The sequence below is a fragment of the Nostoc sp. DSM 114161 genome, assembly GCF_052692665.1.
Window position 1 is genome coordinate 3,285,754 of the sequence record NZ_CP195141.1, and the last position, 14,014, is coordinate 3,299,767.

Here is a 14,014-nt window from a genome sequence, read left to right on the forward strand (position 1 = left end):
CAATTAATAGTAGCTGCCGGATTTACGGTATTCTAAGGCGGTTAAGCCATCGGTTTCTAAGACTTGACCTTTATCAACTACGGCGTAAATTAACCATCTGTCACCACATTTGATTTGATTTTGTACGGTGCATTCTAAATAGGACAGGGCTTCGGTGAGAATTAGGCAACCATTGTCAGCTGTTTGTGTGGAGAGATTAACAAAAGGATTGTTTCCTAAAACGCTATTGCGAGAAAAATAGCGGCGGATATTTCTACCTTCTTTGAGGATATTCAAGACAAATTTATCGCCGAGATGACACATTAAATCTGCATTTTGTTCTTCAGCAATGGCAACCATAATTCCTGGTGGGTTGAAGGTTGCTTGAGAAACCCAAGAAGTTAAAACTCCTTTGTGGCTTTCTTCATCACGAGTTGTTAAAACACATAAGGAACCGATGATACGGCCTACGGCTTGTTCGGTGCGGTCTACTTTTGCTTCTGTAACAACTTGACGCGCTGTCCGCAATTTTTTAGTTTTCTTCAAGTTTTGGGCAAAGAAAGCACCTGCTTCTTTGCACTGTTGAAAGATTTCATCTGTGGGTGTAAAGCGGACTCGAATTGTTTCAAACCCTAAAAGATAATTGGCATCTTTGAGCTTACTTTCCAGTAAATCAATTGCTTCTCCACTCCAGCCGAATGAACCAAATACGCCTGCTAATTTTGTTTTAGCTGCTGTGGCTAGAACTATTCCTAAAGCTGTTTGAATTTGGGTTGGTGCATGACCGCCTAATGTGGGCGAACCAATAATAAATCCGTCGCAAGCTTCAATAATGCGAGTAATTTCTGCTGGTTCAGCTAGTTCGCAATTAATGGACTCTACATTAACTCCATTTTCAATTAAACCTTGAGCGATCGCATTAGCTACAATTGCTGTATTTCCATAAGCAGAGGCATAAAGTAAAGCAACGCTCAATTCTTGTAATTTTTGTTTTTGGCACCATTGACGATAATCAAAATTAAATCGACTCAGGCTGTAACGAACAACAGGGCCGTGAGCAGGAGCATAACATTTTGCGGGGAAAATTGAAAGCTTTTCTAAAGCAACTTCGACTTGTTTAGCTTGGGCTGCGTGGAGACAATCAAAATAGTAATGACGTTCTGCATCTAAACGTTTCCAGTCTTCATCGAAGAGGGTATCTTCGCAAATATGAGCGCCAAAAAATTTGTCTGTATAGAGAATTTTGGTAGCAGCATCATAAGTACACAATCCATCTGCCCAGCGAGGAGTAGGTACAGTAATAAATGTGAGATTATGTCCTTGTCCTAAATCCAAAGTATCCTCTGAACGCACAGCTTGAATGCGCGATTCCCATTCTGGAAAAGCAGTTTTCAAAGCATTAGCAGCAGGGCGAGAACAAATTAAAGTAGCTTGAGTAGCTTGAGAAAATAGTACTTGTAGGGTGGCTCTGCGGTTCGGATTTACATGACCGAGAACAATGTAATCTAGGGTAGTTAAATCTAGATGTTGTGCTAATTCTTGGAGATAAATTTCCGTAAAAGATTCGCCGGGAGGATCGATTAAAGCTTTTTTATCAGCTTGAATGAGATAAGAATTTGCCGTAGTTCCCCGTTGGCGGGAATACTCAACCTCAAATTTTAGTCTTTCCCAAGTCCGCGATCGCAAAACCAACGTATCTTTACCAATTTCAGCAACCTGCACGTCTCTCGGACGGCTGGTAATTAAAGTATTAGCAGACATAGTAACCTCTCTTTGGGTATGGGCATAGGGCATGGGGCATGGGGAGTGTGGTGAGTGTGGGGAGAGAGGGGGGAAAGATTTCTTCCCACACCTCCCACACCTCCCCATCCCCCCATCTCCCCTTTCTAGTTGCCGTTGCTTTCGATTAATTCGGATTTCGATCGATTTTTATAGCGTTTAGATATTGCTTGTTCGGGGTCGATACCATCAAAGGTGGGAGGTAGCCAAACTCGAACAACTAGTATTACTCCTAAAACTAATAAGAAGGCACAAGTGGCTAAAATTTGACTCCAATTAGTTTCTAAAACTCCTTTAACAATGACTTCTCTTAAGGCAGAAACAATGGAAACTTCGACGGCTACGCCAATAGATATTCGTTGTTCTTGCAAGTAAATAATCAGCAGTCGAAATAATTCAACTAAGATGAGCAAAAAGAGAATATCGGCAGTAACAACATGAAAATCCAGTGGGGGAAGCAGGGAGAAAAACATATCTCTCACCTGAATTACCATGAAGCAAAATAAACCGAGACACAGAGAAACGACAATCAAATCTTGAATCAATTCCAAGCTTTTTACGATGCGTTTCCGATGGATTTCATAGGTGAGAATTGGGCTATCTTGAGCAGGTTTATACATAGCTTTGTGTTGGGGAGTGGGGGGTGGAGGAGCAGGGGGAGCAGGGGAGGCAGGGGGGCAGGGGGAGAAATAACCAACAACTAGTGACTAATGACCAATGACTAATGACCAATGACAAATTTAGTAATGATTGCCAATTTTGCGATGATGGACGGCAGTTAGTCCGTTGACTTTGGCGACTCTTCCAGTTTGGACGGTGCTATAAATTACCCAATGGTCGCCACAGTCCATGCGGCTGGTAATTTCACATTCGAGATAAGCTAAAGCTTCAGCTAAAATGGGGGATTCGTTGGTAGCAGCAGGATAAGTTTTGATGCCGGCAAAGCGGTCTGCACCGGGAGCAAAACGCTTGAGGAAATGTTTCATTAATCCTTGATATCTGCCTTCTTCTAAAATATTTAGAACAAAGCGATCGCCAACGTGCATTAATGATTCTATTGCCCTATCTTTAGCTACAGCTATCGCTACACCTAAAGGATTTAAGCTTGCTTGCGTTACCCAAGAAGCCAGCATTGCACTTTGAACTTCGTCTTTTTTGGCGGTAATAATATATAGTCCCGTGCTAATTCGCCCCAAGGATTTTTCTAATTCGTTATCAATGGATTTGATTTGTTTGATTGTGCGATCGCGGTTCAACCATTGACCCATATCTGTCCCCGCTTCATCACACAATTGTTCTGTAACTTTGGTGGGAGTTTCCTTAACTAAAATTGGGCTAAAGGCTTCAATTAATCCCAATTCTTGAAACTTATTTCGTAACGGAAAAACAGGTTCATCTTCTCCTCCTCCCGACTCTAATAAACCAATAGCTTGTTTATTATGAGCAGCAGCTAAGATAGTCTTGAAAGCTGCCTGAATAACATCTGATGATTGAGGAGGCATTGCAATAACTAAACCAGCAGCTTGGTCAACTAATTCTCTGACTTCTTGAGGTTCGGTATTATTTAATGCTACTAATTCTACTGCTACATCTGTCTTGGCAATGCCATGTGCGATCGCTCTTACTAAATACTCACTATACCCGTAATCTTCAACGTAAAATAAAGCTACTAATGTCTCTGTTTTCGCTTGTTCCGAACTCCAATTTTGATAGCGTCCCAGCCATTCGGAAATATACTCTTTTAATAAAGGCCCGTGTCCTGTAGCAACTGTTTTGATTTCTAACTTTTCGATTCTTTTTAAAGCCGCCAATACAGACCGAGCATTAGGAGCCATCAGGCAATCATAGTAATATTGAAAATCGTCTTCGATGATGTCCAGATTTTCATCAAAAGTATGGTCATCACAGTAGTGCATTCCAAACACATCGCAGGTGTAAAGAGTGCCTGTTTTGCGATCGTAAGTCAAGATTGTATCGGGCCAGTGTAAGTTAGGAGCCGAAATAAATTCTAATTGATGCCCATCGCCCAAATCTAAGAACTCTCCACTTTTTACCAGCTTTGATTTAAAAGGCTGGTGAATCATATTTTCTAAAAATTGAATCGCTATCTTTGCAGCAACAACGGTAACATCAGGAGCGAGTTCTAAAATATTTTTTACCAAGCCACTATGGTCTGGTTCTGTGTGGCTAATAATCAAGTAATCTATCTTAGTTGGGTCAATTAAACCTGTCAGTATATCCAGATATAACTCCTCAAATTTGCCGTGAGAAGTATCAACTAAAGCTACTTTTTCTCCTTGAATTAAGAAAGAATTATAGGTCGTGCCATTCCGTAAACCAAACTCGACATCAAAACGTTCTCTATCCCAATCAAGACAACGAATAGCAGTTGTTTCCGGAGCAATTTCAACAGTTTCAATTGTTAAACGTCCGGTGTTGGGAATAACTTGAGTAGGCTGTGTGAGTGCGACCATTGGGGTTCTCCTATCAAGAGATTATTTAGAGCAACTGTGCTTATTTCTTATATTTACTTGAAACCTTTGATTAGTAAAATGCCAATTTCTAAAGTTAGCTATCAAAAAGATTTATCATTCATTTTTATTGATTTATCATTGAATAAATCAATGGTTATTATTGTTTTTTAACTAGAGATTGAATTACTGGAAGAAAAATACGCTTGGGTTAGTAATATTTAGCAGCTAAAGAGTTCCCCAGCTTCCTTGAAAGGTGATACTTAATTTCTTCCTTTTTCAAGAAGCATCGTGAAAATCAAGCTTGAACCCAAGCGTATTACAAGGAGCGGTGAAAAATTTACAGCAGATAGGAAGTTATTAAACTACCAACCTAAATTTGGTAACTTGGTGCAAAGACTGTTTGACTTCCTAATTCTGAATTATGCTGTCTTATTACTTCTGTTCTGCTGGTAAAATCTTGTTTTGCAGCCAAGCCATTGCTTTATCTAGGAGTAAGCCAACGACACCGATATAAACTAGAGCTAAAATTACTTCGCTGACGTTGTTATTTTGATACGCATCCCAGATAAAGAAGCCAATTCCCACAATACCGGACATGACGATTTCAGCCGCGATAATCGCTAACCAAGCTAAACCGATCGCAATTCTCAAACCTGTGAAAATATAAGGTAATGCCGCAGGAATCAAGATATTAGTAAAGTACTCTTTGCGGCTAAGTTGTAGAACTTTGGCAACGTTATTGTAATCTTGGGGAATTTGGGTAACGCCAACAGCAGTGTTAATTAAAATCGGCCAAATTGCAGTAATGAAAATTACGAATAATGCTGCCGGTTCGTTTTGTCGTAAAGCTGCCAAAGAAATTGGCACCCAAGCTAAAGGTGGTACTGTCCGCAGTAATTGGAAGATAGGATCTAAAGCCTTGGACATGGTTTTATTAACACCAATTAAAATGCCTAAGGCAATACCCACAACTGCTGCAAGCGTATAACTGATAGCAACTCGTTGTAGACTAGCAAAAATTTGCCAAAACAGGCCTTTATCGATACCACCCCGGTCATAGAATGGCCAGAAAATTAGTACCCAAGTGTCTTGTATAACTTGTATTGGGCCTGGTAATGTCGCACCGGGAGTCCAAGCAAATAATTGCCAGAGAACCAGAAAAATAATGATGGCAATGATTGGTGGTATAAGGTCAGGAAATTGCTTTTGTAGACGAGATATAAAGCCATTATTAAATCTAGGGCTTGTAGAACGTCTTTGAGCTATTGTCATAATGTCGGATTTCCTTAGCTTTTATTTGGTGTTTGTTGTTTGTCCTTTGCCATTTGTCAGTTACTAATGACTAATGACTCTTCTACAGACGCAATTAATAGCGTCTCTACTAATGGCTAAATACTGACTTTCTTGATTTTCAAACTCTTGAGATATTCTTCTGGTTTTTCTGGGTCGAATTTTGTGCCATCAAAAAACTCTTCGACACCACGGGATGTATTTGTAGGGATGTCAGCAGCGGCAATACCAATTTCTTTCGCTGCTTCTTTCCAAATATCTTCGCGGTTAACTTTATTAATCAGTTCCCTCGCTTTGGCAGCATTATTGGCAACATAATCTTTGGGTAAAAATCCCCAACGGACGTTTTCAACTATGAACCATAAATCATGGCTCTTGTAGGGATAAGAAACATTACCTTTTTCATCTTTCCAATATAAAGCTGCCATTGATTTATCATCAATTTTGCGGCCATCACCCATGTCATACTTGCCTTGGTATGGCTCTGCAAGAATGTCAGCTGAAGGTAAATTGAAATAATTTCGTCCAGCAAGAATTTGAGCTGCTTCTTTACGGTTGTCAAAATTATCCAACCATTGTTGGGCTTCTATAATGCCTTTTAAAAGTGCTTTGGTTGCCTTAGGATTTTTATCAACCCAGTCGGCTCTCATGGCAAGATATTCTTCAGGATGATTCTTCCAAATTTCTGCGGTTAAGGCTGCTACGTAGCCGATTTTGTCTTGAACAAGGCGATAAGGCCAAGGGTCACCAGTACTAAAGGCATCCATTGTTCCTGTTTTCATGTTGGCAACAGTTTGTGCTGATGGTACTGTGAGCAATTTCACATCTGCATCTGGGTCTAAACCACCTGCTGCTAACCAGTAGCGAATCCATAAATCTTGGTTAACGTGGGGAAAGGTGAAGGCTGCTGTGAAGGGGGTTGAAGATTTGAGTTCGGTGAATAGAGATTTAGCACTGGCCAGTTGTAGGCTGATACCTTTACCTTGATGCTTGTTGGCGATCGCAATTCCATTTCCATGTGTGATTAATTGACATAATACATACATGGGAATTTTTTGATTGCCTTTGGTAATTAAACCTTCTGTAATTAAATGTGGCATTGGCATCTGCCATTGACCGCCATCAATACCACCACCCGCAGAACCAATTTCTACGTTATCTCTAGCCGCACCCCAAGAAGCTTGTTTAGAAAGGTCAACTTTGGTCATGCCATATTTGGCAAAGAAGCCTTTTTCTTTAGCAATAATTAAAGGAGCCGCTTCTACAATTGGAATATATCCTAATTTAACTGTAGTAGTTTCTGGTGTTTGTTCGGGACTGACATTAGCAACTGATTGAGCAGTTGGCTGTGCTTGAGTTGCTCCACCAGTGAGGTTTTCGGGAGGATTGCCCAAACAACCTTTGAGGAATACAGCACTCGCAGATGCTCCAGCTGTAAAGATGAATTTGCGCCGAGAAATTCGATTAAAAAATTCTGTCATAATATCTCCTGAAATGTAAATTTTATTTTTATAGCTATGACAATTGAGGCAAGAAAATATTAGATTTCTTGCGGTTCAATGATTAATCAAGCTATATTTTGCAAGGCAAAGCTGACCATTTTTCAATGGCTATTGCTAATGCCTCAAACAAAATTTCAATGAATTGATTAAATCTGCTCTGGTGTGACGCAGAAGTGTTATTCACCTGGTTGAAATAAGTTTACAGCCTTTAGAGGTAAATTAGTTAATTACTTATCGCCATTTATTAAATAAATATTAGATTAGATCTATAAGGAAAAGTTTATCTATCTGTCTGGACTGTAGTAGTAATTCTTAATATATAAACTCTGATTTATGAACACTATTAAATCGAGATTATCATTCAGTTTTTTACTATTAACCAAAATCAATAGTAATCATAGTAAAAAAGCTTAATTCACTATGGCAGTTGGTAATGCTCTCAAGTACGGATAATTTGCAGTAAATGTAGGGTGTGCTACTACAGAGGATAGGGCATCATCAACATTTGAAGGTGTGCCGCTTGGCGACAACATATCCTATATCTAGTAGTAATTTTAAATATATAGGACTCATATTTGATTTTTGAAATATACGTAAGGGAGCCAGCCGCATGGGTGGGTTTCCCGACTTGAGCGGACTGGCGTTGCGTAAGCCTTTGGCGTAACGCACCAAATCCTTAAGAATGGCGCGTTATGCTTCGCAATAACGCACCCTACACATACTTAAATTTTTTCAATAATCAAATCGATTCCTATATAAGAAGTAATTTATGAATACTATTAATATGGAGTTATGATTGACAAGAAACTAAATAATAAGCTTAATCAATCGCAATCATAGCTAAAAAGCTGAATAATTTAGAATACACAATTCAGAAGACTTTGATATTAAGATTAATAATCAGCCAAATTTGAAATAAGAATGTAGCAGATATATATGTAGGGGTGTACAGCTGTACGCCCCTAAAGCCGATTGATTTGTTGCAAAAGTTTTTGCGAATAGTATAAATAAAGCGGTGCGTTACGCTGAAGGCTAACGCACCCTACCAAAACTGAATTCTGAATTCTGTATTCTTCAAGTCGTGTATTCTGCGTTAATCCTCACGTAGTCATAACTCAGATCGCAACCCCAAGCTTTACCGACACCATGACCATTGCCAACGCTAACGGAAATTAATACTGTATCCTCTTGGAGATAAGCGCCTTTGGCTGCTCGTTTCAAATAGGTGCTGGCTGCTGCGCGATCGAATGGTAATGGTTGCCCGTTTTCTAACATTAAGAAATTTCCTAACTTAATTTGCAAGTTTTCTTGCTCAAAGGGTACACCTGCGCGTCCGGCGGCGGCAGCGATACGTCCCCAGTTGGGGTCGCGTCCAAAGATTGCAGATTTAACTAAGGAAGAACCAGCGATGGTTTTGGCTATTTGTCTGGCTGAGAGTTCATCGTGTGCGCCAGTCACTTCCACTTCTATGAGACAGGTTGCGCCTTCTCCATCACGAGCGATCGCTTTGGCTAAATGCTGGCAAACTGCTGTTAACATTGCTTCTAATCTCTCTGACTCTGCACCCACTTCCGTAATTGCTGGGGTGCGAGATTGACCGTTTGCCAAGGCGATTAAGCTGTCGTTAGTACTCGTGTCACCATCTACAGTAATGGAATTAAAGCTTCTATCAGCTGCCCTAGCTAACATTTGCTGCCAAAGACCTGGGGAAACAGCTGCATCGCAAGTCACAAATGCCAGCATGGTTGCCATGTTGGGGTGAATCATGCCCGAACCCTTGGCAATACCGCCAATTCGCACGGGGCGATCGCCTATAGTTGTCTCTAAAGCAATGGATTTTGTGACTAAATCTGTAGTGATAATCGCACCTGCGGCGGCATCTGAACCGGTTTCGGATAATGCTGCTACTAGCTTGGGAATCCCACTTCGCAAAGCATCCATCTTAATGCGTTGACCAATCACGCCAGTAGACGCCAACAACACGGATTCCGAAGGAATGTTCAGTGCTTGAGCTATTGTCATCCCAGATTCTAAAGCATCTATCCAGCCTTCATTTCCTGTAGCGGCGTTTGCTTGTCCGGCATTGCAAAGGATAGCACGAGCGCTATGTTTAGCTTGCAAGCGTTGGCGACAATATTCCACACAAGCAGCTTTCACCTGGCTAGTGGTGAATACACCAGCTGCGATCGCTTCCACATCTGAATATATCAAAGCTAAATCCGGCAACCCCGAAGGCTTCAGCCCTGCGGTAATTCCCGCCGCTTGATACCCCCTTGGCGCTGTGATGCCACCTGTTATTTTTTGCCAATCTGCCATGATTGTCTCCCACAACCTGCTGAGTGCTGAGTGCGGAGTACGGAGTGCTGACTGTTGAACGCCAGTTGCTACACTAAGGCAGTTGCTCCACTTAGGGAGACCCCTACGTATCCGTCACTGCCTCCCCAACGCACTGGCTCCCCATGAGCGACTGCCGTGGGAACCCCAGCAACGCACTGGCTCCTGTTGACGGTTGAGTGTGACTGTTGAGTTAGGAGTTAGGAATTCTGCCTTTTGTTTGCCCCTTATCTGCTCACTCCCCACTCCCCACTCCCTACTCCTAATTGTTTTTATTATGAGTTTATTAGCTGATGGCAATAAATAATAATGCACTGCTTGGCCCTTAGCATAATTATTTTTACGTTTCTTATGACGAAATTAAAATGCGAAAAAGGAGAGCTACTTAAGTCGCTCTCCAGATCATCAGGGTGCATCTACTTACCAGAGCATACCATTTTTGGTATGAGGGTTGTCACCAATTTTATTATGAAGATTCTGTGAAGAAGCACCGGGAAAATACTTAGGTAATGGCTATGGGGCAAGCTGGGAGTGTGGGAGGTGTGGGAGGTGTGGGAGGTGTGGGAGGTGTGGGAGGTGTGGGAGGATGGGGAAGAAATCTTTCCCCCCACACTCCCCATCTCCCCATCTCTCCATCTCTCCATCTCTCCATCTCCCCATCTCCCCAGTCCCCACTCTAGCCGTTAAGTTTTTTCTCGACCAATTCGTTAGTCAGTTTCGGATCGGCGCGTTTGGCTGTCTTTTTCAGAACTTGTCCGACAAAGAAGCCTTTGAGGTTGGTATTACCGTTGCGATACTTTTCTAGTTCTTTGGGATTGGCGGCTATGACTTCATCAACGATGGGTTCTAGTACGGTAGGATCTGTAATTAGTTCCTGGCCCGCAAAGGCTTTTTCCGGAGAAATACCACTGAGTAAGTCTGGCAGCTTTTCTTTAGCTTGGGCGTTACTGATTTTGCCCTTTTCAATGCGGGTGATGACATCAGCTAAATTGCTGGGAGTCAGGGCGATTTCAGCGATACCGAGTTTTTGCTTATTGAGGTATGCAGCGATATCTTGAGTAATCCAGTTAGCAGCAGCTTTAGGATTTGCGCCAGCAGCGATCGCTGCTTCAAAATATTCGGATACAGGACGATCTTCTGTCAAGACTCGCGCATCATAAGGTGAAAGCCCCAATTCATTTTCGTAGTGATGGCGTTTTTGGGCTGGTAGTTCTGGTAGTTCGCTGCGCCATTTTTCTAACTGTTCCTTTGACACCTCAATTGGTGCTAAATCTGGTTCGGGGAAGTAGCGATAATCGCTGGAACCTTCTTTCACCCGCATGCTGCTTGTACGTTGTACGCCTTCTTCCCACAGCCGAGTTTCTTGGATGATGCGCTCCCCTGCTTCGATGGCTGCGATTTGCCGCTCAATTTCGTAGTCAATGGCCCGTTGGATGGCGCTAAAGGAGTTCATGTTTTTAATTTCTACTTTCGTGCCAAACTTCTCTTGTCCCACCGGACGCACAGAAATGTTGACATCGCAACGTAGAGATCCTTCTTGCATGTTCCCGTCGCTGACGCCGAGATACCGAACAATCCGGCGTAGTTCTTGGACATATTCAGCAGCTTCGATTCCAGAACGCAAGTCTGGTTCCGAGACAATTTCTACTAACGGTACACCTGCGCGGTTGTAGTCTACCAGAGAATAGGAAGAACCGGAAAGGCGATCGCTACCTGCGTGTACCAATTTTCCAGCATCTTCTTCCATGTGCAGACGCGTGATACCAATGCGTTTGCGAGTGGGGTTACCGTCAGCATCTACCAACTCAATTTCTAACCAACCATGTTCGGCGATGGGTAAATCGTATTGAGAAATTTGGTAATTTTTTGGTAAATCTGGATAAAAATATTGTTTACGGTCGAATTTGCTATATTTCGCGATTTGACAATTCAGTGCCAAACCAGCTTTGACGGCATACTCTAATACCTTTTGATTTAGTACAGGTAAAACCCCAGGTAAACCCATACAAACCGGGTCGATGTTAGTATTGGGGTCAGCGCCGAATGCCGTCGAGCTAGTAGAGAAAATCTTGGTATTAGTACTGAGTTGACAATGGGTTTCTAAACCAATAATCGCTTCGTACTCAGTTTTTACAGTTGTAGCAGAGGTCATAATATCGCTTATTTAGGCACAATCCTTTCTAGTGGTACTATTGTAGCTGTGTCTGGAGTTGCCCTAAAGGCGGTTAATTGGTGAATTATCTTGACTTGAAAAAATTTAGTCTGTTTTAGCCATTAGTCATTAGCAAAAGACAAAGCGTAACAATTTCCTACAGCATATTTCAATAAGTATAAAGTATACTCTCTGGGTCAGAGTAACTACATAGAGAGCCTATTCTAATTCTGAATTCTGCAATACCATATAGTTTGACTAAATAAATATTCCTCAAGGATTGGTTTGGTATTTCTTTGCAATACTTAACTACCTTCTAATTAAAAAAAATTAATATAGATTAAAAATAATAACTAACATCATAATTTATTAAGTTTATCAAGCTAAATTGAGAGTATGCTTAATCATTGAAGTCTGGTTGAAAAATTAAGTAACTAGGTGCAAATAAAATTAAACATTTGTTTCAATGTTGAATACTAAAAACAAAATTTATTTGTGCCAACTTACTAACTAGATTCTCAAATAAGGCGGTGAAAACCCGACCAAAAGCAAGGAATAATAACGAAAGCAAAAGTAAACTTAACAACAATCACGTAACAATGATAAAAAAAATTTTGCTGGCTGTATCGGGATTAGGACATGCGGAAGAAATGCTCAAAACCCTCAGAGAAATCCCTTCAATTCAATCTGCAAAAATTACAGTTTTGCATGTAGTTCCAGCAAAAAGTACTGCTGCTAATATGACGGCTAAATGGGAAGAAGGCGGTAGAATTCTCGCTAATGCTATTCAAACGTTGAACTTAGATGCTAGCGAGGTTTCTTCAATTTTGCGCCAAGGCGACCCTAAAGATGTAGTTTGTCAAGTAGCTGATGAAATCGACGCTGATTTAATTGTTATGGGTTCGCGCGGACTCAAGCGGCTACAATCGATTTTATCCAACTCCGTTAGCCAGTACGTTTTTCAGCTATCTTCTCGCCCCATGTTGTTGGTCAAAGATGACATTTATGTCAAAAGAATTAAGCGCATTATGGTGGCAATAGACAATTCTGATGCAGCTAAAAACTGCTTGAAATTGGCACTATTTTTGCTGCGAGACATTCAGGGTGGTGAGTTGATTTTGGCAAATATCGCCACAGACTTTGGTGGTAAAAAATCAGAAATAACTCAGGTTACTTCCGACAAAAATCCTGTTTTGGCAACCGCAGTTGCAGAAGCTGAAAAATACGGTATCAAACCTCGTTGTTATATCAGCAGTGGCAAACCTGGTGAAGAAATTTGTCGGTTAGCAGAGGAATTGAGTGTAGACTTATTATTGCTCGGTTCTCCAGACCGTCGTCCATCCATCGCTAAGAGTTTTGTTGATATCGACCGACTCATTGGTGCTTCTTTGTCTGATTATGTTCGAGTTAATGCTAGTTGTCCGGTACTATTAGCGCGAACCCTTGATTAAGGTAAATGCTGAGTATCAAAAATATAGGACTTACAGCAAAATTCCGAATTAGAATAGGCTTTGGGTCTAGCTACCAGACTTAGATGGTTTACTTCACACTTTTTTAAATCTGTTTTAGATACTAAACAAGCCAGATTTCAATACTGCTCACTTTGTGCATTTCTAACTCGTAATTGGGTTTGGGGAAAAGGTTAAAGGGTAAAGGTTAAAGGTTTTTTCTTTTCCTTTTCCCCAAAACCCGACAAGTATTGAGCCAAATTTTGTCTCTATTAGTGGGCACATTGATAAATAAAAACCCCTACACTAACAATGTAGGGGCTTTATTTTATACACAGACTCTTAACTATCTTTTCCACCTTCGCGGCTAGCAGTTTGGATGTACAGAATTAATAAAAACACAGAGGGCACAAGTACGAACAAAATGCTCGCTACGAACCCCAGGTCATTCACTTGCATGGCAAGAAAGCCTCTCTTAAATTTTTAATCAACAACATTAGGATATCATCATCGATGACAGAGTTGACTCAAATTTTTTACTTGCTTAAATGCTAGCGAAGGATAATTCCAAAAAACTTAAGGCTTTGTGGCTACGCTGACAGGCCCATTTACCAAAGTTTGACAAGCGAGACGGTAATTTTCAGGCTTTTTCTTTAGTTTTCGGTTTTCTACATCTGTACGGGGGGAAAGATTTTGTTGTCCTTCCACTATCTCGACAATGCAAGTACCACATTGACCGTAGCCGCCGCAATTTGTCATCTTGCCAATCAATGTATATATATCAATGTTATTTTGAATCGCTTTGAGCCGGAGATTTGCACCATCCGCTGCCACTACTTCTTTATTTTCTTTAACAAATTTGATATTACCCATAGTTGATTCCTCCTTGACTTTCAGCTTGGCTTTCAAGGCTTAATATTGACATGGCTTAGCTTATATCTTACTTATTATAATAATTCATTACAAAATATTAATAAATGTTAATTTATTAAATATAGCTCGTAAAAATAGGACAGGCATTGTGCCTGTCCTAATAAAAAGATTGAAAAATCAATT

General features: G+C 40.9%; 11 protein-coding genes. 2 read left to right on the forward strand and 9 right to left on the reverse strand.

All coding sequences use genetic code 11. The features are described 5' to 3' along the window. Positions 1 to 3: 3 nt before the first annotated feature. The 6 genes from NSTC745_RS14455 to argJ form a co-directional block, all read right to left on the reverse strand. Entirely contained in the window at positions 4 to 1,740 is a 1,737-nt protein-coding gene (locus NSTC745_RS14455; RefSeq protein WP_445637755.1) for a diflavin flavoprotein, read from the reverse strand. A 125-nt stretch (positions 1,741 to 1,865) separates the two neighbouring features. Beyond that, on the reverse strand, positions 1,866 to 2,378 hold the full coding sequence (locus tag NSTC745_RS14460; RefSeq protein WP_096540903.1) for a phosphate-starvation-inducible PsiE family protein: 513 nt from the start codon (positions 2,376 to 2,378) through the stop codon (positions 1,866 to 1,868). A 120-nt stretch (positions 2,379 to 2,498) separates the two neighbouring features. Continuing rightward, positions 2,499 to 4,232, reverse strand: a complete 1,734-nt coding sequence (locus NSTC745_RS14465; RefSeq protein ID WP_445637756.1) for a diflavin flavoprotein — start codon at positions 4,230 to 4,232, stop codon at positions 2,499 to 2,501. Between the two features lie 432 nt (positions 4,233 to 4,664). After that, the gene (gene ntrB, locus NSTC745_RS14470; RefSeq protein ID WP_445637757.1) at positions 4,665 to 5,504 is read right to left on the reverse strand and encodes a nitrate ABC transporter permease; all 840 of its coding nucleotides are present in this window, start codon (positions 5,502 to 5,504) and stop codon (positions 4,665 to 4,667) included. A gap of 116 nt (positions 5,505 to 5,620) precedes the next feature. Continuing rightward, positions 5,621 to 7,003 (reverse strand): CmpA/NrtA family ABC transporter substrate-binding protein, encoded by a 1,383-nt coding sequence (locus tag NSTC745_RS14475; RefSeq protein WP_445637758.1) that lies wholly within the window; start codon positions 7,001 to 7,003, stop codon positions 5,621 to 5,623. A gap of 1,095 nt (positions 7,004 to 8,098) precedes the next feature. Continuing rightward, positions 8,099 to 9,340, reverse strand: coding sequence for a bifunctional ornithine acetyltransferase/N-acetylglutamate synthase (gene argJ / locus NSTC745_RS14480; RefSeq protein WP_445637759.1), 1,242 nt, complete (start codon positions 9,338 to 9,340; stop codon positions 8,099 to 8,101). 533 nt (positions 9,341 to 9,873) lie between these two features. On the opposite strand from argJ, the gene NSTC745_RS14485 reads away from it, so the two are divergent. Beyond that, a complete protein-coding gene (locus NSTC745_RS14485) occupies positions 9,874 to 10,038 on the forward strand; it encodes a hypothetical protein (RefSeq protein WP_445637760.1) in 165 nt (54 codons plus the stop codon). On the opposite strand, the gene gatB is transcribed toward NSTC745_RS14485, so the two are convergent. Next, positions 10,035 to 11,510 carry an Asp-tRNA(Asn)/Glu-tRNA(Gln) amidotransferase subunit GatB gene (gatB, locus tag NSTC745_RS14490; RefSeq protein WP_445637761.1) on the reverse strand — a complete coding sequence of 492 codons (1,476 nt, stop codon included), beginning with the start codon at positions 11,508 to 11,510 and terminating at the stop codon, positions 10,035 to 10,037. The genes NSTC745_RS14485 and gatB overlap by 4 nt on opposite strands. Before the next feature lie 599 nt (positions 11,511 to 12,109). Here gatB and NSTC745_RS14495 point away from each other — a divergent pair. After that, the gene (locus NSTC745_RS14495; protein ID WP_445637762.1) at positions 12,110 to 12,961 is read left to right on the forward strand and encodes a universal stress protein; all 852 of its coding nucleotides are present in this window, start codon (positions 12,110 to 12,112) and stop codon (positions 12,959 to 12,961) included. 339 nt (positions 12,962 to 13,300) lie between these two features. Here NSTC745_RS14495 and psbM read toward each other — a convergent pair whose 3' ends face one another. Both psbM and NSTC745_RS14505 read right to left on the reverse strand, forming a co-directional pair. Beyond that, the gene (gene psbM, locus NSTC745_RS14500; protein WP_096540882.1) at positions 13,301 to 13,417 is read right to left on the reverse strand and encodes a photosystem II reaction center protein PsbM; all 117 of its coding nucleotides are present in this window, start codon (positions 13,415 to 13,417) and stop codon (positions 13,301 to 13,303) included. Positions 13,418 to 13,534: 117 nt separating this feature from the next. After that, positions 13,535 to 13,831 (reverse strand): 2Fe-2S iron-sulfur cluster-binding protein, encoded by a 297-nt coding sequence (locus NSTC745_RS14505; RefSeq protein ID WP_096540879.1) that lies wholly within the window; start codon positions 13,829 to 13,831, stop codon positions 13,535 to 13,537. Between the last annotated feature and the right edge of the window lie 183 nt (positions 13,832 to 14,014).

Coding starts and splice junctions, on each gene's coding strand:
- NSTC745_RS14485 (WP_445637760.1), top strand. CDS start 9,874: ATGGGGCAAGCTGGGAGTGTGGGAGGTGTGGGAGGTGTGGGAGGTGTG.
- ntrB (WP_445637757.1), bottom strand. CDS start 5,504: ATGACAATAGCTCAAAGACGTTCTACAAGCCCTAGATTTAATAATGGC.
- argJ (WP_445637759.1), bottom strand. CDS start 9,340: ATGGCAGATTGGCAAAAAATAACAGGTGGCATCACAGCGCCAAGGGGG.
- NSTC745_RS14455 (WP_445637755.1), bottom strand. CDS start 1,740: ATGTCTGCTAATACTTTAATTACCAGCCGTCCGAGAGACGTGCAGGTT.
- NSTC745_RS14475 (WP_445637758.1), bottom strand. CDS start 7,003: ATGACAGAATTTTTTAATCGAATTTCTCGGCGCAAATTCATCTTTACA.
- gatB (WP_445637761.1), bottom strand. CDS start 11,510: ATGACCTCTGCTACAACTGTAAAAACTGAGTACGAAGCGATTATTGGT.
- NSTC745_RS14505 (WP_096540879.1), bottom strand. CDS start 13,831: ATGGGTAATATCAAATTTGTTAAAGAAAATAAAGAAGTAGTGGCAGCG.
- NSTC745_RS14460 (WP_096540903.1), bottom strand. CDS start 2,378: ATGTATAAACCTGCTCAAGATAGCCCAATTCTCACCTATGAAATCCAT.
- NSTC745_RS14495 (WP_445637762.1), top strand. CDS start 12,110: ATGATAAAAAAAATTTTGCTGGCTGTATCGGGATTAGGACATGCGGAA.
- NSTC745_RS14465 (WP_445637756.1), bottom strand. CDS start 4,232: ATGGTCGCACTCACACAGCCTACTCAAGTTATTCCCAACACCGGACGT.
- psbM (WP_096540882.1), bottom strand. CDS start 13,417: ATGCAAGTGAATGACCTGGGGTTCGTAGCGAGCATTTTGTTCGTACTT.